General features: G+C 55.3%; 28 protein-coding genes, 1 tRNA gene and 1 pseudogene. 8 read left to right on the top strand and 22 right to left on the bottom strand.

From position 1 onward, the window contains the following. Positions 1–5 precede the first annotated feature (5 nt). Positions 6–695: a phosphate regulon transcriptional regulator PhoB gene (gene phoB, locus AC1DFB_RS06570; RefSeq protein ID WP_039535547.1), complete on the top strand. Its 690-nt coding sequence runs from the start codon at positions 6–8 to the stop codon at positions 693–695. Here phoB and AC1DFB_RS06565 read toward each other — a convergent pair. Continuing rightward, positions 692–1,603 (bottom strand): LysR family transcriptional regulator, encoded by a 912-nt coding sequence (locus AC1DFB_RS06565; RefSeq protein ID WP_480922360.1) that lies wholly within the window; start codon positions 1,601–1,603, stop codon positions 692–694. The two genes, phoB and AC1DFB_RS06565, sit on opposite strands and share 4 nt — an antisense overlap. A gap of 98 nt (positions 1,604–1,701) precedes the next feature. On the opposite strand from AC1DFB_RS06565, the gene AC1DFB_RS06560 reads away from it, so the two are divergent. Both AC1DFB_RS06560 and AC1DFB_RS06555 read left to right on the top strand, forming a co-directional pair. After that, positions 1,702–2,931, top strand: a complete 1,230-nt coding sequence (locus AC1DFB_RS06560) for an acyl-CoA dehydrogenase (RefSeq protein WP_170610671.1) — start codon at positions 1,702–1,704, stop codon at positions 2,929–2,931. A gap of 133 nt (positions 2,932–3,064) precedes the next feature. Further along, positions 3,065–3,832 carry an SDR family oxidoreductase gene (locus tag AC1DFB_RS06555; protein WP_480922359.1) on the top strand — a complete coding sequence of 256 codons (768 nt, stop codon included), beginning with the start codon at positions 3,065–3,067 and terminating at the stop codon, positions 3,830–3,832. Here the strand turns inward: AC1DFB_RS06555 and AC1DFB_RS06550 are convergent. From AC1DFB_RS06550 to AC1DFB_RS06535, 4 genes and pseudogenes are all read right to left on the bottom strand, one after another. Further along, positions 3,829–4,695: an acyl-CoA thioesterase gene (locus tag AC1DFB_RS06550; protein WP_480922358.1), complete on the bottom strand. Its 867-nt coding sequence runs from the start codon at positions 4,693–4,695 to the stop codon at positions 3,829–3,831. The genes AC1DFB_RS06555 and AC1DFB_RS06550 overlap by 4 nt on opposite strands. A gap of 49 nt (positions 4,696–4,744) precedes the next feature. Beyond that, positions 4,745–5,962: a serine hydrolase domain-containing protein gene (locus tag AC1DFB_RS06545; RefSeq protein WP_480922357.1), complete on the bottom strand. Its 1,218-nt coding sequence runs from the start codon at positions 5,960–5,962 to the stop codon at positions 4,745–4,747. Between the two features lie 107 nt (positions 5,963–6,069). Then, a pseudogene (locus AC1DFB_RS06540) lies at positions 6,070–7,102 on the bottom strand (phosphotransferase family protein). Between the two features lie 27 nt (positions 7,103–7,129). Beyond that, a complete protein-coding gene (locus AC1DFB_RS06535; protein ID WP_480922356.1) occupies positions 7,130–7,948 on the bottom strand; it encodes an SDR family NAD(P)-dependent oxidoreductase in 819 nt (272 codons plus the stop codon). Between the two features lie 108 nt (positions 7,949–8,056). Between AC1DFB_RS06535 and AC1DFB_RS06530 the strand changes: the two genes are divergently transcribed. The 3 genes from AC1DFB_RS06530 (at position 8,057) to AC1DFB_RS06520 (ending at position 10,386) form a co-directional block, all read left to right on the top strand. Continuing rightward, a complete protein-coding gene (locus AC1DFB_RS06530; protein ID WP_170800824.1) occupies positions 8,057–9,058 on the top strand; it encodes an NADPH:quinone oxidoreductase family protein in 1,002 nt (333 codons plus the stop codon). A 129-nt stretch (positions 9,059–9,187) separates the two neighbouring features. Beyond that, positions 9,188–9,637 (top strand): type II 3-dehydroquinate dehydratase, encoded by a 450-nt coding sequence (gene aroQ / locus AC1DFB_RS06525; RefSeq protein ID WP_480922355.1) that lies wholly within the window; start codon positions 9,188–9,190, stop codon positions 9,635–9,637. After that, positions 9,634–10,386 carry an autoinducer binding domain-containing protein gene (locus tag AC1DFB_RS06520; protein ID WP_480922354.1) on the top strand — a complete coding sequence of 251 codons (753 nt, stop codon included), beginning with the start codon at positions 9,634–9,636 and terminating at the stop codon, positions 10,384–10,386. The genes aroQ and AC1DFB_RS06520 overlap by 4 nt, the downstream gene beginning before the upstream one ends. A gap of 362 nt (positions 10,387–10,748) precedes the next feature. Here AC1DFB_RS06520 and tsf read toward each other — a convergent pair whose 3' ends face one another. From tsf to AC1DFB_RS06495, 5 genes are all read right to left on the bottom strand, one after another. Beyond that, positions 10,749–11,624, bottom strand: a complete 876-nt coding sequence (tsf, locus tag AC1DFB_RS06515) for a translation elongation factor Ts (protein ID WP_170393077.1) — start codon at positions 11,622–11,624, stop codon at positions 10,749–10,751. A gap of 76 nt (positions 11,625–11,700) precedes the next feature. After that, a complete protein-coding gene (gene rpsB / locus AC1DFB_RS06510; RefSeq protein WP_170393078.1) occupies positions 11,701–12,501 on the bottom strand; it encodes a 30S ribosomal protein S2 in 801 nt (266 codons plus the stop codon). Positions 12,502–12,669: 168 nt separating this feature from the next. Further along, positions 12,670–13,524: a lyso-ornithine lipid O-acyltransferase gene (olsA, locus tag AC1DFB_RS06505; RefSeq protein ID WP_170611119.1), complete on the bottom strand. Its 855-nt coding sequence runs from the start codon at positions 13,522–13,524 to the stop codon at positions 12,670–12,672. Continuing rightward, positions 13,511–14,266: an L-ornithine N(alpha)-acyltransferase gene (olsB, locus tag AC1DFB_RS06500; protein WP_480922353.1), complete on the bottom strand. Its 756-nt coding sequence runs from the start codon at positions 14,264–14,266 to the stop codon at positions 13,511–13,513. Before olsB ends, olsA begins: the two co-directional genes overlap by 14 nt. A gap of 105 nt (positions 14,267–14,371) precedes the next feature. After that, positions 14,372–14,554: a DUF3553 domain-containing protein gene (locus AC1DFB_RS06495; RefSeq protein ID WP_010440107.1), complete on the bottom strand. Its 183-nt coding sequence runs from the start codon at positions 14,552–14,554 to the stop codon at positions 14,372–14,374. Between the two features lie 42 nt (positions 14,555–14,596). Here AC1DFB_RS06495 and AC1DFB_RS06490 point away from each other — a divergent pair, with 42 nt between their 5' ends. Next, positions 14,597–15,193 carry a histidine phosphotransferase family protein gene (locus AC1DFB_RS06490; protein ID WP_480922352.1) on the top strand — a complete coding sequence of 199 codons (597 nt, stop codon included), beginning with the start codon at positions 14,597–14,599 and terminating at the stop codon, positions 15,191–15,193. Here AC1DFB_RS06490 and AC1DFB_RS06485 read toward each other — a convergent pair. The 9 genes from AC1DFB_RS06485 to AC1DFB_RS06445 form a co-directional block, all read right to left on the bottom strand. Continuing rightward, positions 15,190–16,452: a glutamate-5-semialdehyde dehydrogenase gene (locus AC1DFB_RS06485; RefSeq protein ID WP_480922351.1), complete on the bottom strand. Its 1,263-nt coding sequence runs from the start codon at positions 16,450–16,452 to the stop codon at positions 15,190–15,192. The genes AC1DFB_RS06490 and AC1DFB_RS06485 overlap by 4 nt on opposite strands. A gap of 39 nt (positions 16,453–16,491) precedes the next feature. After that, positions 16,492–17,598, bottom strand: coding sequence for a glutamate 5-kinase (proB, locus tag AC1DFB_RS06480; RefSeq protein ID WP_480922350.1), 1,107 nt, complete (start codon positions 17,596–17,598; stop codon positions 16,492–16,494). Next, positions 17,586–18,620: a GTPase ObgE gene (obgE, locus tag AC1DFB_RS06475; RefSeq protein ID WP_170393084.1), complete on the bottom strand. Its 1,035-nt coding sequence runs from the start codon at positions 18,618–18,620 to the stop codon at positions 17,586–17,588. The genes proB and obgE overlap by 13 nt, the downstream gene beginning before the upstream one ends. A 37-nt stretch (positions 18,621–18,657) precedes the next feature. Next, positions 18,658–19,194: a GNAT family N-acetyltransferase gene (locus AC1DFB_RS06470; RefSeq protein ID WP_170393085.1), complete on the bottom strand. Its 537-nt coding sequence runs from the start codon at positions 19,192–19,194 to the stop codon at positions 18,658–18,660. Next, positions 19,191–19,799 carry a LysE family translocator gene (locus tag AC1DFB_RS06465; RefSeq protein WP_170421610.1) on the bottom strand — a complete coding sequence of 203 codons (609 nt, stop codon included), beginning with the start codon at positions 19,797–19,799 and terminating at the stop codon, positions 19,191–19,193. Before AC1DFB_RS06465 ends, AC1DFB_RS06470 begins: the two co-directional genes overlap by 4 nt. 95 nt (positions 19,800–19,894) lie before the next feature. Continuing rightward, positions 19,895–20,164: a 50S ribosomal protein L27 gene (gene rpmA / locus AC1DFB_RS06460; protein ID WP_010440093.1), complete on the bottom strand. Its 270-nt coding sequence runs from the start codon at positions 20,162–20,164 to the stop codon at positions 19,895–19,897. A gap of 11 nt (positions 20,165–20,175) precedes the next feature. Then, complete coding sequence (locus AC1DFB_RS06455; protein ID WP_170405742.1) at positions 20,176–20,793, bottom strand: 50S ribosomal protein L21; 618 nt, start codon at positions 20,791–20,793, stop codon at positions 20,176–20,178. A gap of 233 nt (positions 20,794–21,026) precedes the next feature. Next, entirely contained in the window at positions 21,027–21,806 is a 780-nt protein-coding gene (locus tag AC1DFB_RS06450) for a DUF2059 domain-containing protein (RefSeq protein ID WP_480901233.1), read from the bottom strand. Between the two features lie 26 nt (positions 21,807–21,832). Further along, on the bottom strand, positions 21,833–22,675 hold the full coding sequence (locus AC1DFB_RS06445; protein ID WP_170405736.1) for a DUF2059 domain-containing protein: 843 nt from the start codon (positions 22,673–22,675) through the stop codon (positions 21,833–21,835). A gap of 123 nt (positions 22,676–22,798) precedes the next feature. Here AC1DFB_RS06445 and AC1DFB_RS06440 point away from each other — a divergent pair. Then, positions 22,799–22,888 (top strand) — tRNA-Ser (locus AC1DFB_RS06440). 363 nt (positions 22,889–23,251) lie between these two features. Here AC1DFB_RS06440 and AC1DFB_RS06435 read toward each other — a convergent pair. The 3 genes from AC1DFB_RS06435 to cueR form a co-directional block, all read right to left on the bottom strand. After that, entirely contained in the window at positions 23,252–23,872 is a 621-nt protein-coding gene (locus AC1DFB_RS06435) for a class I SAM-dependent methyltransferase (RefSeq protein ID WP_480885913.1), read from the bottom strand. Between the two features lie 296 nt (positions 23,873–24,168). Beyond that, entirely contained in the window at positions 24,169–24,645 is a 477-nt protein-coding gene (locus AC1DFB_RS06430; protein ID WP_480922349.1) for a DUF411 domain-containing protein, read from the bottom strand. Positions 24,646–25,470: 825 nt separating this feature from the next. Then, positions 25,471–25,857: a Cu(I)-responsive transcriptional regulator gene (gene cueR, locus AC1DFB_RS06425; RefSeq protein WP_170405727.1), complete on the bottom strand. Its 387-nt coding sequence runs from the start codon at positions 25,855–25,857 to the stop codon at positions 25,471–25,473. Positions 25,858–25,867: the final 10 nt, after the last annotated feature.

The following is a 25,867-nucleotide window of genomic DNA, read 5'->3' as shown; positions in this document are numbered from 1 at the left end:
CAGTCATGTCCGCTGATCAACCGACTGTGCTGGTTGTTGAGGATGAATTGGCACAGCGAGAGGTGCTGGCCTACAATCTGGACGCCGAAGGGTTCCGCGTTACGCGCGCCGCTAATGGCGACGAGGCTTTGTTGTTAGTCGAAGAAGATCGCCCGGATATCATCGTTCTGGACTGGATGATGCCCAATCTGAGCGGTATCGAGGTCTGCCGCCGCCTGAAAACGCGGCCCGACACCCGATCGATCCCAATCATCATGCTGTCGGCACGTTCCGAAGAGGTCGACAAAGTGCGCGGCCTGGAAACAGGCGCGGATGACTATGTGGTCAAGCCTTACTCGGTTGTCGAATTGATGGCGCGCGTGCGAACGCAACTGCGCCGAGTGCGCCCGGCAACCGTGGGAATCCGGTTGGAGTTTGACGATATCATACTGGACTCTGAGACCCACAAGGTCAGCCGCGACAACAAGCTGTTAAAACTGGGCCCGACCGAGTTCCGGTTGCTGAGCACATTCATGGAAAAGCCCGGCCGGGTCTGGAGCCGCGAGCAGTTGCTTGACCGCGTATGGGGCCGCGATATCTACGTCGACACGCGTACTGTTGATGTTCATATCGGTCGTCTGCGCAAAGCGTTGACTCAACATGGCGGCGAAGATCCGGTGCGAACGGTGCGCGGGGCAGGGTACGCGCTCGGCTAACGTGGCAGTGCTTCTTCGGTCTGGGCCTGAGAAGCAAGCCAGTGTCGAAACTCTCGCAATGATCCGTCATCCGATTTTTCGCGCGGCCAAACCAGATAATATGCCCCCATCGTCTCTATCGCGTCAGGGAAGGCTGCAACCAGCCTACCTGTCGCAAGGTCTTGTTCCACCAGATAGTTTGGCAACAAGGCAACACCCAGGCCGTGCAGCGCGGCTTGGTTGATGGTGTTGAACTGGTCGTGGACGGTGCCGGGCAGGGGATACGGGTGCGTGACACCCATCTGTTGAAACCAGTCCTGCCAGGCGCGCGGTCTTGTCTGGATATGCAGCAGCGGCAGTTTTAGCAGATCGCGGGGTGAGGTCGGAGTGCCTTTGGGTAAAAGCTCGGGCGCGCAGACGGGCAAAACCCGCTCGACACTTAATAGTAAGCGATCAGTTCCAGGCCAATCAGGTTCCCCAAAATGTAAAGCCGCATCAAAGGGTTCCGAAGCAAAACTAAACGGTCGCAACCGCGTGGTCATGTTGATTGTGATATCCGGATGGCGGCGGGCGAAATCCGGCAGACGCGGTACCAGCCAGCGCATTCCGAATGTCGGCAGAATCGCCAGATTCAATGTCCCACCGACAGGGGAAATGTGCAGTTTCAGCGCCGCCTGCGCGATCTGAGACAAGGCTGGCCGAATTTCTTGTACATAGTCTTGTCCAGCCTTTGTCAGTGACAATCGCTTGCGATCACGGCTGACCAATTCTGCGTCCAAATGCGCTTCAAGCGTCTGCAGTTGCCGACTGACCGCGCTCTGCGTCAGTGCCATTTCATGCGCAACTGCCGAGGCTGATCCAAGGCGATCCAAAGCCTCAAGCGCGCGCAGCGCGGATATAGGCGGCAGGATAGGGCGCTTGGTGTCCATCTATGCGTTTTGATCATGAAACAATGCAAATGTCTCGCTGTTTTTTGAATATTACTCAGATTATAGTTGCGCGAACCTATTCAATTCGGAGAAGCAAAATGAACGCTCCAGATACAAAGCCTGTCCTGCGCGCAAAAGATGCGCCTGACCTTGGACGTTTCAACTGGGACGACCCATTTCGCTTGTCGGACCAGTTGGAAGAGGATGAACGCCTGATTGCCGACAGCGCGCGCGCTTACGCCCAGGAGAAATTGCAGCCGCGTGTCACCAAGGCTTTTGCAAACGAAGAAACCGATCCCGAGATCTTTCGTGAAATGGGTGAAATGGGCCTGTTGGGCACGACAGTCCCCGAAGAATATGGTGGGATCGGTGCAAGCTACGTATCTTATGGACTTGTGGCGCGGGAAGTTGAACGGGTGGATTCCGGCTATCGCTCGATGATGTCGGTGCAAAGCTCGTTGGTGATGTACCCGATTTTCGCCTATGGCAGCGAAGAACAGCGTCGCAAATATCTGCCGAAACTGGCAAGTGGCGAATGGATTGGGTGTTTTGGCCTGACAGAGCCGGATGCGGGTTCGGACCCGGCGGCGATGAAGACCCGCGCCGAGAAGATTGATGGCGGGTATCGTCTGACCGGCAGCAAGATGTGGATTTCAAACGCACCGATCGCAGATGTCTATGTGGTCTGGGCCAAGTCAGATGCGCATGACGGCAAGATTCGTGGGTTCGTGCTGGATAAAGGCACCAAGGGCCTTAGCGCACCGAAGATCGAGAACAAGCTGAGCCTGCGTACTTCGATCACAGGTGAAATTGTCATGGATGGCGTTGAGGTGGACGAGGGCGCTTTGCTTCCACATGTTCAGGGTCTCAAGGGACCGTTCGGCTGCCTGAACCGCGCACGCTATGGTATCAGCTGGGGTGCGATGGGGGCCGCGGAATGCTGCTGGCACGCAGCGCGTCAATACGGCTTGGATCGTAAACAGTTCAATCGACCACTTGCGCAGACCCAGTTGTTTCAACGCAAACTGGCAGAGATGCAGACCGAAATCTCTTTGGGACTGCAAGCAAGCTTGCGCGTCGGTCGTCTGATGGATCAGGCTGAAGCTGCGCCTGAGATGATCTCGATCATCAAACGTAACAATTGCGGCAAGGCATTGGACATTGCGCGGATGTCGCGTGACATGCACGGCGGCAACGGTATCTCACTTGAGTTCCAGGTGGTGCGTCACATGATCAATCTTGAGACAGTCAACACCTATGAGGGCACGCACGACGTTCATGCATTGATCCTGGGGCGGGCGCAAACCGGGCTACAGGCATTTTACTGAGATCGCATCTATTAATCGTATAATCGGTATTATGTAAAAAACTTAGCAAGCGAGCCACGACTATAGAACACACATTGGTCGAGGCTTGCCAATATGTTACGCTGTGTTTGAGAAGTAAGACACGAGCTATGCAATGGTTCTGATTGGGAAGACCGTCGTCATCACTGGCGCTGCAAATGGCATAGGTAAAGGTCTTGCCAAGCGGTTCTCAGAAGAAGGTGCGCATGTAGTCTGCGCCGATATCGACCTTGCCGGCGCGCAGGCCGTGGCGGCGCAAATTGGCGGTGATGCACTCAGCTGTGATGTGTCCAAGGAAAGTGATATTCGAAATCTGATTGAGACTGTCGAGGATACGATCGCTCCGATTGATTTATTCTTTGCCAATGCGGGAATACTCACCCTAGGTGGATTTGAAGTGCCGAATGCTGAATGGGACCGCATCTGGCAGATCAACGTTATGTCTCATGTCTGGACCGCGCGGCACCTGATCCCAAGGATGGTTGCGCGTGATGGTGGTTACTTAATGATCACAGCTTCAGCGGCTGGATTGCTCAATCAACCCGGCGCAGCCCCTTATGGCGTAACCAAACATGCGGCTGTGGGTTTTGCTGAATGGGTCGCGATGACCTATGGCGACAAAGGTCTCAGGGTCTCAGTTCTGTGTCCACAGGCCGTTCGGTCCGAGATGATACGTGGACATGAGGATTCGGTCGCCGCGATTGACGGAATAATTGAACCTGATGAGGTCGCCCAAGCCTGTGTCGAGGCGCTGGCGGATGAACGTTTCTTGATTCTTCCGCATCCACAAGTGCTTGACTATATGCGTTTAAAAACAGAAGACTACGACCGATGGTTAGGTGGAATGACGAAGCTTAATCAAAGGTTTGCTGGCAGTTCTTAGCGCGGTTTCCGTCTTCTGAGCAGGCCTTCTTGCGCGACGGATGCAACTAATTCGCCATTCTGCGAGAAGATCGAACCCCGATTGAAGCTGCGCCCCTGCCCTGTCCACGGCGACTCCATCGAATACAGATGCCAGTTTTGAAACTGCACGGGCGCATGAAACCAGATTGTATGGTCCAGACTGGCCCCATCAATTTCACCAGTGAACCAGCTCAGCCCATGGGGCCGCATTCCGGAACTGAGCAAGCTCATATCCGAGGCATAGGCCAATAGAAGATGTTGTGTGACGGTGTCCGCGTGGTTCGCTGCGCCCATGCGAAACCAGACGTGATTCTTGTCATCTGCCTTTGCGGGTGCAAACAGATCCAGCGGATCGATTTCGCGCACTTCGATCGGGCGCTCGCGCAGCAATTCAGCTTTCAGCTTTTCGGGAACGCGATCCAGGTATTTTTCGCGCAATTCGTCACGCGATGGATGGTGCTCGGGCGCTTGAACGTCCGGAATCGGATGCTGATGTTCCCATCCGTCATCCTGCTTGTGAAACGAGGCCGACATGTTCAAAATTTGCTTGCCATGCTGGATCGCAACCACGCGGCGGGTTGTAAAAGAACCTCCATCGCGCGCGCGATCCACTTGATATATAACCGGAATTGACGGATCTCCGGGCCTTATGAAATAGGCGTGCAAGGAATGGCATAAACGATCCTCGACCGTCCTGTACGCTGCGGCAAGCGCTTGCGCGATCACCTGCCCGCCGAAGATACGCGTTGGTGTCTCGCCACCAGAACCGGTTCCGCGAAACAAATCGACCTCAAGCGGTTCGATATTCAGCAGATCAAGCAATATGCGTTCGGCTTCGGTCATTCGGGGCTCTCCGGCGTCTTGGCCTTTTCCGGTATCACTCAAACACCGATCATTCAACGAGCGCCGCGTGAACAAGCGCCTTTAACTCGGCTCGGGATGGATAAGAGCTGGATGGCGAGAGCTGTGTAAAAAACACAGTCGACAGCGCGTTGACCGGATCGATCCAGAAATAGGTGGAGGCCATCCCGCCCCAGCCATAGTCGCCAACCGAGCTTGGGGCTCGGGTGGGCGCCGGGTTCAGTACCACCGCGCCTCCGATGCCAAAGCCTGTGCCTTCCATGGGTTGCTCGGCAAAGCTTTGTGGACCCATTGAGGCGATATCGCTCGGTAAGTGGTTACGATACATGAATTCTACGGTCTTCGGTCCGAGCAATCGCGCGCCATTTGCGGTTCCTTTGTTTCGCAACAACTCGGCGAACTTGCTGTAATCGTCGATGGTACTGATCAATCCGCCACCGCCAGAAAAGGTCGTTGCCGCCTCAAACGGGGACTCTCCGGCCCGATCCACCAACCGCAATGTTTCTCCACCCGATTTTGCGGCATTCAGCGCCATGGCATCGCCTTCGAGCGGGGTGTAGAGCGAGGCAAATCGGTCCCCTGCCCCATCAGGCACTGAAAACGCGGTTTCACTCATCCCAAGTGGTCGAAAGATGTGTTCTGTCAGAAACACGTCCAGCGGTTTGCCTGATACAACTTCTATCACGCGGCCAATCACGTCGATCCCGACCGAGTACTCCCAGCGACTGCCTGGCTGAAAAGCCAGCGGCAACCCTGCCAGCACTTTAACCCGATCCGCCAGCGGGCCTTGTTTCGGGGAAAAGATCAGATCGAGCTCATCCATGGCCATTGGCAAAAGGCCGGGATTGAACGGGTAGCTCAGCCCGCTGGTGTGCGTCAGCAATTGATGCAAGCTGGGTGTTGGCGCGTCCTCGGTCTGGTTCAACTGCGTTGCGCCCGGGACCAAGGCTTGCATGGTTGCAAACTCTGGCAGGAAATCGGAAACCGGGGCATCTAGATGAAACAACCCTTGTTCCACCAACATCATCAAAGCAACGGACGTCACAGGCTTAGTCATCGAATAGATCCGAACCAGGCTATCGCGCTGGAACGCGAGGTCGGTTTCAATGCAGCGGCGGCCACATGCGTGAAAGAATGCCTCTTGCCCGTTCTGGTGGATCAGAAGGGCGCTGCCTGCGTATTTCTTCTGCTCAACATATCTGTGCATCCATTGGCGGATGTGGGTCTGCGCGGTCGGATCAAATCCCATGAGGCAACTCCATCTTGATCAGGCCGATCTTGCCTTCGTAAGACCCTAGGCAACAGCGAATTCTGCCGATTTTTGCTGGATTTGTTGAAGGGCGCCGAGAATACTGCCTACGTTTTTTGCAGCGCAGATAATCCGTGTTGGGCGAAGACCGGCACATAGGCACCGAAAGCCTTAGCGCGTGCCGGGTCTGATGCGTTTCCATCCAAGGCCCGCTTGTAGACACCTTGCAGAATGCCGGCCATCCGAAAGAAGTTGAAAGCAAGGTAGAAGCCAAAATTCTCAATCCCCGTTAGGCCGCGGCGCGCGCAATACTCGGCGATGAAGTCCTGATCTGACGGTAGCCCAAGGCTTAACCGATCTACGCCAGCCAATCCCCGACCCTCCTTGCCCGGAGGCAGCTGCCATTGCATGATGACGGCCGCCAGGTCCGCATATGGGTGACCGATGGTCGATAGCTCCCAATCCAGCACTCCGATGCAGGCGGTGCCATGCGTCTCGAACATCAGATTGTCGATCTCGGTAATCCCCATGAACCAGTGTTCTTTGATTATCATCCTCGGGGATCTGGCACTCAAGCTCGGCGATCAGCTGATCCATCTCGGCGATTTTTTCGGTCTCAGAGGCGCGATATTGTTTGGTCCAACGGGCAATTTGCCGCTCAAAATAGTTGCCTGGAGGTCCGAAATCCGAAAGGCCCACCGCATCGATATCGACCATGTGCAGTTCGGCCAGTACGCGATTCATCTCTTTCAGCACACCCGTGCGCGTCGCATTGTTTTCGCCTTTCATGACAGGGTCGACAAATGTGCGCCCTTTCAGATGCTCCATCACGTAAAAGGCAGAGCCTATGACGCTGTCATCTTCACAAAGCAGATGTACTTGCGGGACGGGCACTTTGCTACCAGCCAGCGCCGCTTGTACGCGAAATTCCCGATCCACTGCATGTGCGGATTTCAGCAATATGCCCGGCGGCTTGCGTCTCAGAACATAGGATTTGGCCGGCGTACGCAGCAGATAGGTTGGGTTCGACTGACCCACGGTGAATTTTGTAGCTTCAAGAGGGCCATGATACCCAACAAGATGCGTATCTAGATAAGCGTCGACGGACTTGATATCCAAAGTGTTTTCAGTGTGTGTCATATATTCAGCCTGCGTATGAACCCACGGCTAAAGGGCATCGGCAAAGATATTGCCACCGGTCTGCACATTTATCCCGCCGGAGACAGGGATGACCGCGCCAGTGACATAGCTGCCTCCGCGACCGCATAGAAACAACATGCAACCAGCGATATCCTCGGCCTGGCCAACCCGGCCCAGTGGAACACCTTTGCCGACCCGCGCGCGCTTGGTTTCGTCCTCGGTAGCAAAGGCCGTCATGCGCGATACGAATGGTCCCGGGGCCAGCGCATTCACCGTAACTCTGTAGGGTGCCAATTCTTTAGCCATGATTTTGGACAGGTGAATAACCGCCGCTTTGGACGCGGAATAGCTGTAGGCCCCGTCACCCATCGGAACTTCACCCATGACCGAACCTACATTGATGACCCGCGCAGGATCCTCGTCGGTTGCGGATTTCATCAGAATTGGCAGCAATTTTTGGGTCAGATCAAATACGCCTGCGACATTAACCGACATGACTTTGTCCCAAGCGAAATGAGGGAACTGCCCCATCGGCGCGCCCCAAGACACACCTGCATTATTCATCAGTATATCAATCGCTTGAGTGCGGTTTTTGACTTCATCTACCAGCGCATCTATACCCGCCTCACTGCTGATGTCGCCAGCAAACCCTTCGGCCGAGCCTGGCGCGTCCAGAGCGTTCAACTCTGTTGCAACCTCCTCGCATGCCTCGCCTTTGCGAGAAGCGATCAGTACATGCGCCCCGGCACGTACCAACGCCTCGGCCGCCATTCGACCGATACCGGTGGCACCCCCCGTTACCAGTGCCGTCTTTCCACTGAGCGAAAACAAAGTCTCGGGCGTCATGTGCACTCCATTCAGGCGATCTGGGATTCTGGCGTGAGGTCTTCTTGACAATACGTGCTGACAATCCAACGATTTCAAAACAGGTGAAGCAAGAGGCAAATGAAAAACATGCAGGCATTACTCAGCGTCACACCAGGCGGCCCCGAGAGTTTGGAACTGACCACCCTGCCCGATCCAACCCCTGAGTCAGATGAAATTGTATTGCGTATCCGCGCCGCCGGGGTGAACTTCCCTGATACGCTGATGATCCGGGACCTCTATCAGATAAAACCACCCCGCCCCTTTGCGCCAGGTGGTGAAATCGCCGGAGAAGTTGTCTCGGTCGGAGAAGGCGTCACAGACTTCGCGCCTGGTGACCGGGTTCTGGCGCTCACAGGGCACGGAGGGTTCGCTACGCATCTGAAGCTCAAACCAGCGACTGCCGTCAAGATACCCGACGTGATGCCGTTTGAAGATGCGGCTAGCTTTGTCTTCACCTACGGCACTTCATACCACGCCCTCAAGGACCGTGCGCTACTTAAGCCCGGTGAAAAAGTACTTGTTCTGGGGGCCGCCGGTGGCGTTGGGTCTGCGGCGATCGAGCTAGCCAAAGCGATGGGGGCACATGTGATCGCGGCGGTCTCGTCTGAAGACAAAGCATTGTTTTGCAGAGATATTGGTGCAGACCAGACGCTGATCTATCCACGCGATTTGGACCGCGAAGCGCAAAAGGCCCTGTCCGCCGAGATAAAGGCACTGGCCCGGGGCGAAGGTGTGGATGTGGTCTACGACGCGGTCGGCGGAGACTACGCTGAGCCCGCCTTGCGAAGTATGGCATGGGGCGGGCGTTATCTGGTTGTTGGCTTTCCTGCCGGCATCCCCAGCATTCCGCTGAACCTGACTTTGCTCAAGGGCTGTCAGATCGTCGGGGTGTTCTGGGGCGCGTCAGTATTTCGCGACCCGAAAGGGCACGCACAGAACCTGGCCGAGTTGTTCCGCCTGTATGGTTCGGGAGAGATTTCACCCCGTATCAGTGCACGATTTCCGCTAACCCAGGCGGCAGAGGCAATTGGGAGGCTCGAACGGCGCGAGGCTCTCGGTAAAGTTGTGGTCACGATGGAAGATAATTGAATAGAGGATGGGATTGAGCCGATCCAGCAACCTGCATGCGTCAATGAAGCTCTACCCATAAGAGCGAAGGTCGCTGGACGACCTTTAAAATCATGTTTATGAAAAAAGGAAGATGGGGACAGTTTGAATATGCACAATATCCTGGTTCTGAATGGTCCGAACCTGAATTTGCTTGGTACACGGCAACCCGAGGTCTACGGCGCAACGACGTTGCAGATGATCGAGGACCTGTGCGTTGCGCATGGTGAAACGCTGGGTCAAAACATAACCCTTCTCCAATCCAATCACGAAGGCGCGCTGATTGATGCGATCCACGCGGCACGCGGCGTTCAGGATGGCATAGTACTGAATGCAGGCGCATTCACGCATACATCGATTGCGCTGATGGATGCGATATCTTCGGCCGAAGTACCCGTGGTCGAAGTTCATTTATCTAACATCCACGCGCGCGAGGCGTTTCGTCACAAATCGCATATCGCACCAGTCGCGATTGGACAGATCTGTGGTTTTGGCGCGCAAAGCTATGTTCTTGCACTGAACGCGATTGCCGCGCATCTGGCTGAGAGGGACACAGGATGACCCTCAAAGAGTATCTGAATTTTCTGAGCTACACGAAAACTCTGGAAGAGCTTTGGGATGCACATTGCCGCCAGATGGAAAAGTATGGCTTCGACCGGCTGTTGTATGGGTATACGCAATACCGAACGGCGACTTCGCTCGGCGATCCAGAAGACTTTGTAATCCTGACCAATCACTGCTCGGATTACTTGGAAGGGTTCCTTCAATCCGGCCTGTATTTTCACGCCCCCATGCTGAAATGGGCGCTGAACAACGAAGGCGCTGCAAGTTGGAGCATGATACAGGACATGATGTCCAGCGGGGTCATGTCGAACGAAGAGCTTCGGGTTTTTGAGTTCAATAAGTCGCGTGATATTACAGTAGGTTATACGGTCAGCTTCAACTCAGTATCGATGCGTTCCAAAGGGGCGATTTCGATTGCGGCACGTAATCACAGCCAGGAGGAGATGGACGAGGTCTGGAACGAGCACGGCGACGACATCCTTCTGATGAACAATGTTGCCCATCTCAAAATCCTGACCTTGCCATATCATGCCCCGAACCGCGCGCTGACCAAACGCCAGCGCGAAGCTTTGCAATGGGTCGGCGACGGAAAGACCACGCAGGACATCGCGCTATTGATGGGTTTGACTTCGGCAACGGTGGAAAAACACCTGAGACTCGCGCGTGAGGCGCTTTCGGTTGAAACAACTGCTCAGGCCGTATTGAAGGCCGCGTTGCAGAATCAGATGTTTGTGATGGAAGCATGACCCTATTTTGATGCTAATTAGCATCAAATTGACCTAGGGTAAGGAATACATGACTTTCCGAATCTCCCGATAAAATTGCAAATTGATATTGTTCCGTGAGTGGTGGCTTTAGCCAGGGAACGTTTTGATCGGATCTTTGTAATACCAAAGCTCTCTGATCGCTCTGACACCGAGGCGTCTATTCGTCCACGTCTCTTTGTCGGGATTATTGAGGGGCCCTTCCATCCCCATCATGCAGGGCCCCTCAATTCACCAATCTTCGCAAGCATCGGTTCATCGGCTTTTGACATGAAAAAACCCGGCTGCGCTATGCAACCGGGCTCGGTATTTGTTGCAGCCTCTAACCGAAGCTGCAAAAGATTTTAGCCTTGGGCTGCCTTTGCAACTTCGGCAGCGAAGTCTTCTTTTTCGACCACGATGCCTTCGCCTACTTCCATGCGGACAAAACCGGTGATGGTCGCACCCGCTTCTTTGGCGGCCGCTTCGACGGTCAGGTCAGGATTCACAACGAAGTCCTGGTTCAGAAGGGTCGCTTCGGCGACGAATTTCTTCATGCGACCGACGATCATCTTTTCGATCACCTGCTCGGGCTTGCCGGATTCGCGAGCGATGTCCATCTGGACCTGCTTCTCTTTCTCGACAACTTCCGGATCCATGTCCGCCTCGGACAGGGCCGCCGGGTTCACAGCCGCAATGTGCATTGCAACCTGCTTGCCGAAGGCTTCATCGCCGCCGGACAGAGCAACCAGAACGCCGATTTTGCCCATGCCGGTTGTCGCCGCGTTGTGAACGTATGACACGACGGTATCGCCCGACAGTTTCGACATGCGGCGGACCGACATGTTTTCACCAATGGTGGCGATCTTGTCGGTCAGGGTATCTGCAACAGACTTGCCGCCCAGATCAGCAGCCAGCAGCGCATCGACGTCATCAACACCCTCGGCTGCGTAGGTGATCTTGCCGACCATCTCCTGGAATTCACTGTTTTTCGCAACGAAGTCGGTTTCCGAGTTCACTTCGACAGCAACACCGTTGCCGCCGTTGACGTGAACAGCAACCAGACCTTCGGCTGCGGTACGGCCCGATTTCTTGGCCGCCTTGGCCAGGCCTTTGGTGCGCAGCCAGTCAACGGCTTCGTCCATGTTGCCGCCGGTTTCGGTCAGCGCTTTTTTTGCGTCCATCATGCCTGCGCCGGTCGAGTCGCGCAGTTCTTTTACCATTGCTGCTGTGATTGCCATCTTTTGGCTCTCCTCAATTCAAACGGAATTGGGGCAGGTCTACCCTGCCCCATATGTCATTTACGTGACGGGCAGCTTACGCTTCGGCTTTGGCTTCCGGCGCGGCTTCTTCAGCGGGTGCTTCTTCGGCTACGACTTCTTCAACCGGAGCTTCTTCGAATGCACCCAGGTCAACGCCAGCAGCACCCATCTGAGCGGTCATGCCGTCCAGAGCGGCACGTGCGGCCAGATCGCAATACAGAGCGATTGCGCGCGCTGCGTCGTCGTTGCCGGGGATGATGTAGTCAACACCATCGGGCGAGCAGTTGGTGTCGACAACAGCCACAACCGGGATACCCAGCTTGTTGGCTTCGGCGATAGCCAGTGCTTCTTTCTTGACGTCGATGACGAACAGCAGATCCGGAACGCCACCCATCTCGCGGATACCGCCCAGTGAAGCCTGCAGCTTGGCCTGGTCACGTTCCATGCCCAGACGCTCTTTCTTGGTCAGGCCTTCGGCACCCGATTCCATGGCTTCGTCGATCTGGTTCAGACGGTTGATCGACTGGGAAACGGTTTTCCAGTTGGTCAGCGTGCCGCCCAGCCAGCGGTGGTTCATGTAGTACTGAGCCGACTTTTCAGCGGCATCTGCGATCGGCTGAGCTGCCTGACGCTTGGTGCCTACGAACAGAACGCGGCCACCTTTTGCGACGGTATCACGAACAGCCTGCAGAGCCTGATCCAGCATCGGAACGGTCTGAGTCAGGTCCATGATGTGGATGCCATTGCGCGAGCCGTAGATGAACGGGCCCATGCGGGGATTCCAACGCTGTGTCTGGTGACCAAAGTGAACGCCAGCTTCTAGCAGCTGACGCATGGTGAACTCGGGAAGAGCCATGCTTTACTTTCCTTTTCCGGTTTACGCCTCGGCGGGGGTGAAAGAAGCGGATGCTCCAACCGGCGGGCCAGATAAGGATGTCTCCCTCAAAAAGCCCAAACCCCGCCTGCGGGTTTGAATGGCGCGCGTATACGGCAGGTTTAGCATCAGTGCAAGGGCCAAATGCCCCTATTTTTCAAGCCGCGCCAGTGAATGCGCATGACGTACCGCGTCTTCGCAATGGGCTGCCAGAGCTTTGCGGTTTTCAAAGTCGTTAACCTTGGCTGGCGCGTGGTAGATCAATTCCACGGTGCCTTGTCGACGTGCCCCCAAAGTCTTAAGCAAATGCGGTCCGAAATCCATGTCGCCCCACCAGCCATAAAACCTATCGGGCTGACCTTGGGGAGCGTGAAAGATGACCGAAACCGGTTGAACATACATGAATTCCCGCAGCTCTTCAGTGAAGAACGCGGCAAAGAGTGTTGTTTTAAAGGGTAAAACTCGCTGTCCGTCGGTCGAGGTGCCTTCTGGAAAGAACAACAGCTTGTGCCCGGCTTTCAGACGTTCCTCGAAAATCCGGGTCTGCTCGCGGGCTTTCTTGCGATCACGTTCGATGAAGACCGTACCCGTCGCGCGTGCCAGCCAGCCGATGCCGGGCCATTTTGCAACTTCGGCTTTCGATACGAAATACACGCGCTTACGGGCATTCAGCGCAAAGATATCCAACCACGACGTATGGTTTGCAACCACAGCGCCGCGTTCCTGCATGAGCGCGCCAGAGGTGCGAAATCTGATCCCGAGAATTCGAAATGCATTGCGACAAACGAACTGAGAAATGAACGGTGTCACCGGCCGTTGAACGCCATAAAGCGGTCGTTCGATGAGACGTATGGCCAATAAGACGAACAGCCCCCCAAAAACCAGAAGGGCCAGCGGCAGACCGCGAAGTATCACCAGGACCCAACCTAAGAAACCAAGCTCAATTGGATCAGGCGCGTCTTCACTTTGCCACGATGGGTCGCTCACAGGGTTATGCTCCACCATAAATACGCCGCTGACGCTCATTCATGCGGGCTGTGTCAAGGATCAGACACACATCGGTTGTGTTGAAGGCATGATCGATAAATGCCCCCTCGCCCACGAATCCACCGAGGCGAAGGTAGGCCTTGATGAGAGACGGCACTTGAACCATCGCCGCGCGCCGATCCAGCGCGTCGGGTGCCAAAAGGTCCATTGATTGAAATACCTCTGGCTGGGCCCGAACCCGCAAATCCAGCGGGGCAAGATGGTTGTGATGCAGCATCGACAGCGGCTGCGCCAATTTGCTCACGTCGGTTCCGTGGAAACTCGCGACCCCGAACAAGATCTCAATACCACGCTCAGTGACGTATGCAGCCAGACCATTCCACAGATGATACATCGCCGTGCCACCACGATAATCCGGATGCACGCACGAGCGTCCAAGCTCCAACAGCTTGCGCCCGCTTTGTTTCAGGACGGTGAGATCGTATTCATCCTCGGAGTAGAATTGCCCCAGTTCGGCAGCTCGCTCACCAGGAAGCAGTCGATAGACGCCGATCACCTCTCCAGATGCATCGTCGATGGCGAGCATATGATCGAAGTATGGATCGAACCGATCCTTCTCGAGCCCCGCCTCATGATCCACCATCTCGCCGCCACCGCCCAATTCCTGAACAAATACGTCGTAGCGCAGTCGTTGGGCCGCCCGCAGTTCAACCTCGGTATTGGCCAATTTGACAGTGAATGAGGGGCCTTCGTCGGGCATCAAGAAAATTCCATCGATCGCTGTTGCGCGCTGATAACGCGATTGCTCGGCCAAAGGCAACAAGCCCGCGTTTTGCCCGAGTTGTTAACCTTTCCTAAACCAGTTTCACGGATCAAAGACCGGCATCAGGGCTATACGTGTCCCGTCGATCACCACTTTCCCCTGCTCGCGAAAGTTAACGGTGATCTTGCCTCCGATATTGGACTGCACTTGTCCAACGCCCCAATCGGGGAAATCGGGGTGGCGGACATACATGCCCGGTGCAAGAATGGCATTCAGATCTGTCATGTTGGGCTCCGGGTCCAATGGCAGGTGCAGCAGGAGGTACGCATGGGCGCGTCAGACGTCAACCTGGCCGAATTGATCGGCTCTCGGATCTGTCATGATCTGATTAGCCCCATTGGGGCAATTACCAACGGGCTTGAGCTGTTGGAGATGGTTGGCGAAGTCCAAGGCCCTGAAATGGAGCTGATTTCAGGCAGCGTTGGCAGTGCAGGCGCCCGCATCCGGTTTTTCCGCGTTGCCTTTGGATCAGCAAGCGATCAGCCATTGGGTCGCACCGAAGTGGTCGAGCTTCTTAAAGATGTGGAAAAGGCCGGGCGTCTGCGGATCAGTTGGAACCTGACCGAACCTGTCCCGCGCAATCAGGTTAAACTCGCGTTTCTGGCTGTGATGTGCTGTGAAAATGCGATGCCCTTCGGCGGCGAAGTGGAAATCGAAACTCAGGGCGACGCATGGACGGTGACTGGCGTTGCTGACAAGCTGAACCTCAATACGGGACTGTGGAAAGGGATTGGCTCGGGGCGATTTACCGAAAAACTAAGCCCGGCGCAGGTTCAATTTGCCCTGCTGCCGGACACGGCCTCGACGATGGGGCGCAGGATCACGGCAGAAACGACCGCAACCCGGGTGACACTGCGGTTTTAGTGCCGCGTGGTCCCGTTTCCGCGTACCAGATACTTAAAACTGGTCAACTGAGCGGCACCGACGGGACCGCGCGCGTGCATCTTGCCGGTGGCGATACCAATCTCAGCACCCATGCCAAACTCACCGCCATCCGCGAATTGGGTCGAGGCGTTATGCATCAGGATTGCGCTATCAAGCCGTTCGAAGAAGTGCTCGGCGGCCACGGAATCCTCGGTCATGATACAATCGGTGTGGCTTGAGCCAAACTGCCGGATATGCGCAATCGCGGCGTCGATATCTGCGACGGGCCGTGCAGCGATGATACTATCTAGGTACTCTTTGCCCCAATCATCATCTGACGCAGGAATCGTGTTTTCATTGGTCAAAACGCCTTCGGCATGCACTTCAACACCCGCAGCTTGAAGAGCAGCGATCAGATCACGGCCCAGTGTTTCTGCAACGTCTTGATGGATCAGCAAGCATTCTGCCGCGCCACAGATACCGGTGCGCCGGGTTTTGGCGTTCAACACAACATCCAGCGTCTTCTGGGGATCGGCGGCTTTATCTACATAAATATGAACGATGCCTTCGAGATGCGCAAAGACGGGCACGCGCGCCTCGCGTTGCACAAGGCCTACCAATCCTTTGCCACCTCGGGGAACGATGACGTCGACATAATCAGTCATGGTCAAAAGCTCTTGCACCGCAGCCCGGTCGCGAGTCGGCACCAGTTGAATGGCGTCTTCGGGCAAGCTAGCAGCTGCTAGCCCCTCAACCAGACAGGCGTGGATCGCGGTTGACGAATGAAAGCTCTCAGACCCGCCGCGCAAGATCACGGCGTTCCCGGATTTCAGGCACAATGCACCCGCATCCGCCGTCACGTTGGGGCGGCTTTCATAAATCACGCCGATTACACCCAAAGGCGTGCGCACACGCTGAATGTTGAGGCCCGAGGCCATGTCCCATTCGGCCAACACCTCACCCACAGGATCAGTCTGATCGGCAACGGTGCGCAGCCCGTCAACCATGCCCTGAACGCGTGCTTCATCCAGCATCAGGCGGTCCATCATCGCGGGGCTCAAACCCTTTTCTCGCCCGAACTCCAAATCCTTCTTGTTCGCTTCGATAATGCCGGCACGTTTGTGCCAAACGGCGTCTGCGGCTGCGATCAGCGCGGCGTGCTTGCATTCGGCGGTGGCAAAGGCAAGCTCTTGCGAGGCTGCTTTGGCGCGCGCACCAAGGTCGGCCATCATTGCGGGAATGTTGTCGAAATCCTTCATCTCAAGCGCCTTTCGGTCTCAGTTTATCAAATCACGCCCTTACAGCGCCAGATCGTCCCGGTGGATCAGGGCCGCGCGGCCTGGATAGCCTAGCGTCGCCTCGATTTCGGACGATTTACGTCCTTTGATCGCATCCGCCTCTTGCGCGGTATAGCGACTTAGCCCCTGTGCCAGCCTCCGCGCCTGCGCATCCAGAACAGCGACGGGATCGCCGCGACCAAAATCACCCGTGACCTCGACAATGCCAGCGGGCAACAGGCTTTTGCCATTGGAAAGCGCCCTTGCCGCGCCGTCATCGATCACGATCTCTCCGCGCGGTTTCATCGCCGAAATCCAGCGTTTCCGGGCTGCATGCGGATCGAGTGTGGCCGTGAACCAAGTGCAGCTCGCGCCATTTTCAAGCGTTTTCAGCGGGTTCCGGGGTGACCCTTCAGTTATCGCCATATCGCAGCCAGCTGCGGTTGCCATCTTGGCAGCCAACAGCTTGGTCTTCATGCCGCCCTTTGACAGCCCCGATCCCGCGTCACCTGCCATGGCCTCGATCTCGGGCGTGATCTGTTTGATCACGTCATACCGGGTGGCTGTCGTGTCCTCGTTGGGATTGCCCGAATAGAACCCGTCGACATCTGAAAGCAGGATCAACTGATCCGCGCCGATGGTCACGGCGATTTGCGCTGCCAGCCGGTCATTGTCGCCATACCGGATCTCATCCGTGGCGACTGTATCGTTTTCGTTGACAATCGGAACAACACCCAGGCTCAGCAGCGTTTCCAGCGTTGCACGGGAATTCAGATAACGCCGCCGATCCGCGCTGTCTTCCAACGTGACCAACACCTGAGCGGTTTTGATCTCATGCGGCGTCAACGCTTCTTCATACGCACGGGCAAGCCGGATTTGTCCAACCGCCGCAGCGGCCTGTGACTGTTCCAGCGGCAGATTCTGCATCGGCAGGCCAAGTACACCTCGACCCAACGCGATTGACCCGGACGAAACCAGAACAACATCCGTCCCCTGCCCTTTCAGCCAAGCCACGTCCTGCGCCAGCGATTTCAGCCAATCCGACCTGAGCAATCCCGTATCCCGGTCGACCAACAAGGCCGATCCGATCTTGACCACCAGGCGGCGGGCATGGGTCAGGGTTGCCAAGGCGTGGCCTCCTCGGCGGGTTTCTGGCGCAGGCGGTTTTCATCGATCTGAGCCCGCAAGGACCGCAGCACCTCGGTCACGCCCAAATGCGCAACGCCTGACATGGTCATGACCGGGCCGCGAACGGCTTCTTCCAGTTCGGCCTTGATCAGTTCGCGTTCCTCATCGTCCAGAGCGTCGATCTTGTTCAATACGGTGATACGCGGCTTATCCGCCAGCTCTCCGCCATAGGCCTCAAGCTCGGTGATGATTGTGCGATAGTCTTCGACCACAGTTTCCGAGGTGCCGTCGACCAGATGCAACAGTACCGCGCAGCGTTCTACGTGGCCAAGAAACCGGTCACCGATTCCACGCCCCTCATGCGCGCCTTCGATCAGACCTGGAATGTCGGCAACGACGAACTCCACGTTATCGACACCGACAACGCCCAGATTGGGGTGCAGCGTAGTAAAGGGATAGTCGGCGATTTTGGGCCGTGCATTGGATGTGGCAGCCAAGAAAGTTGATTTCCCGGCGTTGGGCATGCCCAAAAGACCCACATCCGCAATCAGCTTCAGCCGCAGCCAGATGGTGCGGTCGATCCCCGCCTGCCCCGGATTGGCGCGGCGCGGGGCCTGATTGGTCGCGGATTTGAAATGCAGGTTGCCAAAGCCGCCGTTGCCGCCTTTTGCCAGCAAAAATCTCTGACCAACCTCGGTCAGGTCACAAATCACGGTCTCTTCGTCTTCGTCCAGAATTTCGGTTCCGACGGGAACGCGCAGGATGATGTCGTCACCATCCTTACCCGTACGCTGCTGACCGCGACCGGGTTGGCCGTTCTTGGCGAAGAAATGCTGTTGATAGCGAAAGTCGATCAGGGTGTTCAGCCCGTCCACAACCTCGGCCCAAACAGACCCACCCTTACCGCCGTCCCCACCATCGGGTCCGCCGTATTCGATGTACTTTTCACGTCTAAAGCTGACGCAGCCGCCACCTCCGGCCCCGGACCGGATGTAGACCTTTGCAAGATCGAGAAATTTCATAGCTGTCCCCTACTGCAAAGGCCCCATCGGCCACAAGTCAGAGTTTCTTTGTATAGGTCCAGGTGGGCACATTCGCATCGCGCGCCACCGAATAGGTTTCCGCATCGCCAAGATACTGGAATCCGCAATGGGTCAGAACCCGGGCCGAGGCCGGGTTGTCCTGGAACACGCTGGCGAACATGGTCGCGTTTTCCAGCGGATTGGCGTTGACCAGCGTTTCAACGGCCAGCGATGCAATGCCGGTGTTCCAATACACCGGGGCGACCCAATAGCCGACCTCGGACTGGTTGCGATCCAGCCGAGTCAATGAAATCAGTCCTATCAGCTCCGGGCCACCATCCTTTGTGGCATCCATTGCCCAGACATCCTCGTCCCGGTCTTCGGCCATCGCGCGCATCACAAACGCCTCAATCGAGCCGGGTGGCAATGGATGCGGGATCGATGTCGTCATGCGCGCCACACGCTCATCGCCTGCATAGTGCTCAATGAGACCCAAATCCGACCGACGCAGAGGGCGAAGGTCGAACCGCTCGGTTTCAATGACCGGCTGATTTATTATTGCCTCAATCTTCATGAGTGCGTTCCTCCTCCGAACAACACAAAAAGTACGGACGCAACTGTCAAACTGGCTAACGTCCACATCAGATATTTTTCCGCAGGCCGACCTTCAACCGCATGGGCGATCCGATCTCCTGCAAATGTCCAGATCGGGTGCAATACGATCTGGCAGATTAACAAACAGAGAGCGATCGTGAGGGTCGCCTCAAAACTGGGTGTTCCTGCTGCCACAAACCCGGTGAAACCTGCGATAATCATTGCCCAAGCTTTAGGGTTAAGAGGATGCACTATTAACCCCGCCAGAAAACCGGGCACTTGCTTATCCGATTGATCTCGGGAAAGCCGCAGATTGGCAATTTTCCACGCGAGCCAGCAAATATATGCAGCAGAAGCATATTTGAGTGTCTCGAACACCAACGGCACCTGATCGGCCAGTTGCATCAGCCCAAACCCAACCGGCCAGATGATCAACTGCTTGCCCAGTATGACACCCGCCACAAAAGGCAACGCCGCCCGAAAGCCATAGCGCGCACCGGTTCCCAGCAGGACCATGTTGGCCGGTCCCGGCGTGCCGACCTGCGAGGCGGCGAAAATCAGGAAACTGGTGGTTGCGACTGTCATCGGTTCTGGTGATCACGACTGCGTTAAAACGAAAAAGGGACCGGCACTTTGTGCCGGTCCCCCATGAATTTTTCTTAAACCTTCTGGGTTTCGGCTTACTCTGCGGCCTCCGCCACTGGCAGGACCGAAATAAAGGTGCGGTTTTTAAGTCCCTTATGGAACTTCACGGCGCCATCGACAGTTGCAAAGATGGTATGGTCTTTGCCCATGCCTACGCCTTCGCCCGGCCAGAACTTGGTGCCGCGCTGACGCACGATGATGTTGCCTGCGATGGCGGCCTGGCCACCATACAGTTTCACGCCAAGGCGACGACCAGCTGAGTCGCGACCGTTACGGGAGGAACCGCCAGCTTTCTTATGTGCCATTCTCTCTCTCCTTAGCCCTGAGCCAGCTCTTTGGCTTGCTCAACCCATTCGGGTTTCACTTTGATGGTGTCGATAGCAGCAATCTGCTCGTCCGACAAGGCGGCCAGAGCGGCAAAGCTTTCGATACCGGCTTCAACCAGCTTTTTGGCAGCGGCAGGGCCGACACCATTAAGAGCAGTCAGATCGTCAGCGGCAGCAGCTGCGGCGGGTGCCTCTGCTTTGGCTTCAGCTTTCTTGGCAGGCTTTTTTGCCACCGGAGCAGCTTCGCCAGCCGGTGCCGAACCGGTTGCAGCTTTGATGCCCGACTTGTCAGCGCCCGACGACAGGATGTCGGTGATTTTGACCAGAGTCAGTTTCTGACGGTGACCAACAGTACGCTTCGAGCTGTGCTTACGACGGCGCTTGACGAACTTGATGACCTTGTCACCTTTGATCTGTTCGATCACTTCGGCCTGTACACCTGCGCCTTCAACGAAAGGTGCACCAACAACCGGTGCGTCGCCGCCCAGCATCAGAACATCGTTGAATTGAACTTTTTCACCTGCGTCGGCAGCCAGCTTTTCAACACGGAGCACATCGCCCGCATGAACCTTGTACTGCTTGCCGCCAGTCTTGAGGACCGCAAACATGCGTCTTTCCTTTGTCTAACCGCGTTCTGTGGTCCCCGATTGGGTGTTACTGGCTTTCGCCACCTCGAACAGCGCGCCCTTTTCGGGCTGTGTGAATGACCTTTGGCACATGCCATCAGGTCAAAGAATAACGATACCCGGCGCGGAAAGCCGGCCGGGATGCGCGCTTATCGAAGCATTCATGAAGAAAGTCAACCAAAAATCCGCAGCTTTGAGATCCGAAAATCTGCGGCTCAGAGATCCGACGCTTTCATGGCTTGCGCGACGGATTGCCCAAGCTGGTAAGAGATGCCGTTTAGCATCTCATCAAAACCCATGAACAAGGCGGAATTCAAGGCCCGACCCGCATCGGTGCGGGAAAAGGCGATGTTCTCTCGCATCTGAGACTCGTTCAACGGCTGATAGGCCAATAAAAGGAACGAGTACATCCATTCAGTTGTCTCAGCCCTGGTGTTCTCATGCTGAGATAGCAGTTCCTGCAACACGGATGCATCGTCAAACAGGGCGCTTTGCCCAGAGGCAAGTCCTTGGTAAAAACTATAATCAGCGCTGATGGTGCCTTGCACATTTTTCTCGATCAGGTCGTTGACCTGCACATATTCATCTACAAGACGAAAAAACATGCCCTCGCGATCAGCCTGTTCGTAAGCGCTGCGTGCCATCTCTTCGATCGCGTCATCTGCAATGGCCCGGCGCGCCGAGTTTTCCAGAGAAACGATGCTTTGCCCCAGTTCGCTTTCAAAAAAGATCGAAGCTTGTTCTAGCTGCGCATCGGACATCATCTCGCCAACCGACAGCGAAAGTTGTTGGTGCATCGTGCTCGGATCGTACAAATCCTCAACTTGCGCCAAAAAATAGGCTCCTGCTGAGCTGCCCAGCATCGACTCGTTGATTGCATGCCCTTGCGCCACGCCTTCTTCACTAAGAATTTTCATAAAATCCAAAATATGCATCGCCTGCATCAGTCTTTCAGCACGCTCGCTTGCGGCCAGAGGCAGCGCCCAGATCGTCAAACAGAGTGCCGTAGCTAAAACTCGCATCAGATATCCTGCGCCGGGCGCAATTCGGCCATGCGGGCGGCTAATACTTCAAACCGCATCGCCATGATTTCATATTGGATCGCATTCAACAACTCATAGACCTCCTGCATCAGAGGCTGTTCCAGAGCGTCAACATAGGCGTCGACATCCTCATCCGAGAAATCCTGGTAGGTGTAAGCCGCCCCTGCCAAAGCTGACAGTTGCAGAGATCGACGCAACTCACCTTCATTGCGTTGGATCATCGCGCGCAGTTCATCTCCGCTCAGTTGCATGTCGATAATGCCAGACGCACTTGCGGCCAGTAAAAACCGCACCTGAATCTCTTGCAGCGCGCGCAGCGAGGTTCCGCTGGCGTCCACCGCACGGTTCATGCGCTTCAGGCTTTCAACGCGCGATGAGCCTTCTTTTATCAACTTCGAGACGATTTCCTGCCCGGCCAGTTGTTTGGCATCATCATCGTCATCCATATGAGCGGCGTTTTCAGCAACGACCAGTCTTTGCCCCAACTCCGAGGCATAAAACGAGACCGCGTGGACCAGCGCCTCTTCGCTAAGCGTCTGTTCAAGGATCAAGACGGCCGTTTCGTGCATCAAAGCGGTATCAAACACCTCTTCGGTCAGACGCGCCCAATCCGATCCGAAGCCGTCAGGGTCGATACCCAGCATCTGCGGGGCCGAAGCAGAGGCCTGCGCTATGCTTTCCAAGGCAACGTCAAAACCTGTCGTGGTCAGAAACGCCTCAATCTGATCCTGACTAGCGGCCTGGGATGGCGAGGCCATGACACCAAGCGAGAAAATTGGAAGGATGAGGCTGATTGCGAACTGGCGTATAAAGTAAGTCATACATATCAGCCTAGGTGTTTTCTTACCTCTGGCAATGGAAAATCCCACTATCGTCAAAATCCGGTATTTTCTGCTTGCACCCCTGCCCGTTCACCACTAAATCCCCCCCTCACAGACCCCCGCGGAGAGGTGCCGGAGTGGTCGAACGGGGCGGTCTCGAAAACCGTTGTGGGTGCAAGCCCACCCAGGGTTCGAATCCCTGTCTCTCCGCCACTATGCCCTAAAAAACAGTGAAAATTGTCTGGTCTCAGGACTTGGTACAGCTTTAGGATTGGCGTTTCAGGAGGCCAAAAGGGTAATACTATGCCCATTCTCAGGCCTTCTGATTATGCCAGCTATGCTCCTATTGGTGCACACTACGTCACCTTTGGGCCATTCCAAATTCGTTCAGGCAATCGAAAAAGGGGCCTACGCCTGCAGGATCCCTTTAGATCTTTGCGGCTTTTCCTCCGTTCATTCAAATTTGGAGATAGAACAAAAGCGATTTGCCGATTAGATATCAGGCAAGTTTTTTTCTTAGCCAATCCTCAGAAGCGTGATGGGCAGGTCGGCTAACGACCAGTTTCATCTGCGGCTTCACCGGAAGCGGCGAAAAAGACTGAACTGAAATGACTGTCTTTTGCCCAAGGGAGTTTGATGCAGATGATGGCGATGTGCGATGAGTTCGAAGCTTTCTTGCAGTAGCCTGGAGAGGTCGCTTGGACTATATCGGGCGACTTGGAGGCCGCTGCATTTCTCTGGTCCATCTGGCGCAAAGGTGGCAATGATCACATGTCCGCCGACACTCACCCCACGCCGGAGACTTTTCAAATAGGCCGCCTGCTCTGCTGGATCGACGAGGAAATGGAACACCGCCCTATCGTGCCACAGGTCGTAATGGCGATCAGGCACCCAAGAAGTGATGTCTGCCGAAATCCATTTCACTGTTTCACAGGCTTGTCCAAGCCGGTTCCGCGCTATATCCAGAGCGACCTGCGATAGATCGAGGACTGTAATATCGTGGAGCCCCATAGCGAGTATAGAGCTCGCAAGGCGGGATGTTCCTCCGCCAATGTCGATGACTGATGAATTCGCAGTTGCGCCAGACATCTCGATCAGTTCGAGAGAGAGACGTGGATCATCTTGATGCCAACTCAACTGGGCCTCGGACTTCTCGCCATAGACGACGTCCCAGTGTTCCTTTCTTTCGACCGTCATATCTCCACGCTCCACCAACTTAAAGTAGCGAAAGCACTCTTCGAAAGACTGCTCTGCCGGGTTTGCCTATCTGCCTTCCTTTTAGTCCGCGGAAGGCAGTATTGGCTGAAATCACGAAAAAAGAAGGCGACCAACACATTTTAGCGGCTTGGCTTTCTTTTTTGCTGGTGACTTACCGAACTATTCTCAACCAACTGTACATCTCGAGTTACGCTTCAATCGCCGCCATTCACAGCAACCGTAAAGAGATTCAAACGCACGGCGGTTTCGTTTGCGGTATACGTTTAGGTTGCCGATCAAGCTGCCTCGTAATGGTTGAACACTTCCGTGGTGCCATCCTTACCGATCAGGAAAACCGAATAGGCTTCCCGCTCACTCTCCGGCCCCATACCAGGTGAGCCATAGGGCATACCTGGCACTGTCAGCCCGACCGCATCAGGGCGTTCGGCCAACAAGCGCCGGATGTCCGCCGGGGGCACATGACCTTCTATGACATAGCCCTCGAGCAAGCCCGTGTGACAGGACGCCATCTCTTCTGGAATACCCTTGTTAGCTTTGTATTCAGACAAAGTCTCCCAGGAGGCATTCTGCACTTCCATCTCGAATCCTTCGCGTTGCATAATATCAATCCACGCGCCACAACACCCGCATGCGGGGTCCTTGAGAACTTTCGCCAGCGGTTTGGTCGTTGCAAATGTAGGTGAAGCCAGGGCGATGCCGGAGGCGCTGAGGCCAGCCAGGAAAAGGCGTCGGTCAAGTTTCGTGGTGTTCATGTCATTTCCTTTCCGTGTTTACGCCTGCGCTGTGATATTCGGTCTTGTGACCGAAATCGCAGGCAAGTGCTATGATTTGTGTCAAGCGGGCGATCATGACCAGCCCTGTTTCTGCTCGCTTTCGGTGCATAGCGCACGCATGTCGCAACCGCTTGGATAAGATGAGCGCCAAGGCAAATACTGATAGTTTAGCCTCTCTTCCACGCATAATAATCTCCTTACGACCGCAGTGCATGCTCGAACAGAAACAATTTGAAAACCCGCACTTTCGGGACTTTGGATGTTAGGATATTTGTGGAGGAAGATTGGGCGTCAGAGGCGCTTGAGAATTATGGTTATCCGTGTCCATGTTACGGTTTCTCTGGCCATAAGCTTCCACCAAAACCGCAAGTCCTAATTGGGTCGGGTTTTCACCAACGCAACAGGTTCCAGTGTGGCATGCCCCGCCACAACTCATGCAGTCGTCCGCGCAATCTTGATCTGTGGTAGAATGCGAACGGTGATTGTTGTGTTTGAATTCTGATGCTTTTGACGCGATCGAAACGCCATATTGTTTGTGGTTGTCTGCGATTTCAAAGTCGTTGTTTGCAAAAGCAATAGAGCCGATGATTGTCACCGTAAGACAGACGCACACTAAAAGCGTTTTTCTTAAAACAGGGATCAACTCATTCACCGCACTGCGGACGTAGTTTGATCGTGGCAACGTGCTGATCCGAAGCCAACAAAACTACAATTGATAGTGCGGCACGCACTAGAGAAGAGCGGATTGACACGTCTGAAGAAAAAGATTGCCAAACTTGGAGGCAGATCAAACAACAAGGTCAACTACGCTTGGCCCAAGTTTTTTAGAATTGGACAGTCTGGGCGGTGGTCGCCAGCGCATTCTTCGATCAGATGAGACAGTGTTTCATGCATCGCCTTCAGATCGGCAATCTTATCGTCGATCTCTTTCAGATTCTGTTTTGCAATTTCTTTCACGTCCGCGCTTGCGCGTTCTTTGTCCTCGTAAAGCGCCAGTAGCGAACGACAATCCTCAATGGTAAAGCCCAATGAACGGGCCCGCCCGATGAAGGCCAGCTTGTGCAGTTCCTTTTCGTCGAAATGGCGATACCCATTGAGGCTCCGCTTGGGTTTGATGAACCCGATATCCTCGTAATAGCGGATGGTTTTGGCAGGCAGACCGGAACGTTCTGCTACATCTCCGATATTCACAGCGGTTCTC

Source organism: Ruegeria sp. S84 (genome assembly GCF_056583445.1).
Note: the sequence above shows the minus strand (reverse complement) of the source record. Positions and strands in the feature narration are given on the sequence as shown.

What these genes read in the sequence shown, in the direction of transcription:
- phoB (WP_039535547.1), top strand. Translation starts at nt 6, where the DNA reads ATGTCCGCTGATCAACCGACTGTGCTGGTTGTTGAGGATGAATTGGCA.
- AC1DFB_RS06565 (WP_480922360.1), bottom strand. Translation starts at nt 1,603, where the DNA reads ATGGACACCAAGCGCCCTATCCTGCCGCCTATATCCGCGCTGCGCGCG.
- AC1DFB_RS06560 (WP_170610671.1), top strand. Translation starts at nt 1,702, where the DNA reads ATGAACGCTCCAGATACAAAGCCTGTCCTGCGCGCAAAAGATGCGCCT.
- AC1DFB_RS06555 (WP_480922359.1), top strand. Translation starts at nt 3,065, where the DNA reads ATGGTTCTGATTGGGAAGACCGTCGTCATCACTGGCGCTGCAAATGGC.
- AC1DFB_RS06550 (WP_480922358.1), bottom strand. Translation starts at nt 4,695, where the DNA reads ATGACCGAAGCCGAACGCATATTGCTTGATCTGCTGAATATCGAACCG.
- AC1DFB_RS06545 (WP_480922357.1), bottom strand. Translation starts at nt 5,962, where the DNA reads ATGGGATTTGATCCGACCGCGCAGACCCACATCCGCCAATGGATGCAC.
- AC1DFB_RS06535 (WP_480922356.1), bottom strand. Translation starts at nt 7,948, where the DNA reads ATGACGCCCGAGACTTTGTTTTCGCTCAGTGGAAAGACGGCACTGGTA.
- AC1DFB_RS06530 (WP_170800824.1), top strand. Translation starts at nt 8,057, where the DNA reads ATGCAGGCATTACTCAGCGTCACACCAGGCGGCCCCGAGAGTTTGGAA.
- aroQ (WP_480922355.1), top strand. Translation starts at nt 9,188, where the DNA reads ATGCACAATATCCTGGTTCTGAATGGTCCGAACCTGAATTTGCTTGGT.
- AC1DFB_RS06520 (WP_480922354.1), top strand. Translation starts at nt 9,634, where the DNA reads ATGACCCTCAAAGAGTATCTGAATTTTCTGAGCTACACGAAAACTCTG.
- tsf (WP_170393077.1), bottom strand. Translation starts at nt 11,624, where the DNA reads ATGGCAATCACAGCAGCAATGGTAAAAGAACTGCGCGACTCGACCGGC.
- rpsB (WP_170393078.1), bottom strand. Translation starts at nt 12,501, where the DNA reads ATGGCTCTTCCCGAGTTCACCATGCGTCAGCTGCTAGAAGCTGGCGTT.
- olsA (WP_170611119.1), bottom strand. Translation starts at nt 13,524, where the DNA reads ATGGTGGAGCATAACCCTGTGAGCGACCCATCGTGGCAAAGTGAAGAC.
- olsB (WP_480922353.1), bottom strand. Translation starts at nt 14,266, where the DNA reads ATGCCCGACGAAGGCCCCTCATTCACTGTCAAATTGGCCAATACCGAG.
- AC1DFB_RS06495 (WP_010440107.1), bottom strand. Translation starts at nt 14,554, where the DNA reads ATGACAGATCTGAATGCCATTCTTGCACCGGGCATGTATGTCCGCCAC.
- AC1DFB_RS06490 (WP_480922352.1), top strand. Translation starts at nt 14,597, where the DNA reads ATGGGCGCGTCAGACGTCAACCTGGCCGAATTGATCGGCTCTCGGATC.
- AC1DFB_RS06485 (WP_480922351.1), bottom strand. Translation starts at nt 16,452, where the DNA reads ATGAAGGATTTCGACAACATTCCCGCAATGATGGCCGACCTTGGTGCG.
- obgE (WP_170393084.1), bottom strand. Translation starts at nt 18,620, where the DNA reads ATGAAATTTCTCGATCTTGCAAAGGTCTACATCCGGTCCGGGGCCGGA.
- AC1DFB_RS06470 (WP_170393085.1), bottom strand. Translation starts at nt 19,194, where the DNA reads ATGAAGATTGAGGCAATAATAAATCAGCCGGTCATTGAAACCGAGCGG.
- AC1DFB_RS06465 (WP_170421610.1), bottom strand. Translation starts at nt 19,799, where the DNA reads ATGACAGTCGCAACCACCAGTTTCCTGATTTTCGCCGCCTCGCAGGTC.
- rpmA (WP_010440093.1), bottom strand. Translation starts at nt 20,164, where the DNA reads ATGGCACATAAGAAAGCTGGCGGTTCCTCCCGTAACGGTCGCGACTCA.
- AC1DFB_RS06455 (WP_170405742.1), bottom strand. Translation starts at nt 20,793, where the DNA reads ATGTTTGCGGTCCTCAAGACTGGCGGCAAGCAGTACAAGGTTCATGCG.
- AC1DFB_RS06445 (WP_170405736.1), bottom strand. Translation starts at nt 22,675, where the DNA reads ATGACTTACTTTATACGCCAGTTCGCAATCAGCCTCATCCTTCCAATT.
- AC1DFB_RS06435 (WP_480885913.1), bottom strand. Translation starts at nt 23,872, where the DNA reads ATGACGGTCGAAAGAAAGGAACACTGGGACGTCGTCTATGGCGAGAAG.
- AC1DFB_RS06430 (WP_480922349.1), bottom strand. Translation starts at nt 24,645, where the DNA reads ATGAACACCACGAAACTTGACCGACGCCTTTTCCTGGCTGGCCTCAGC.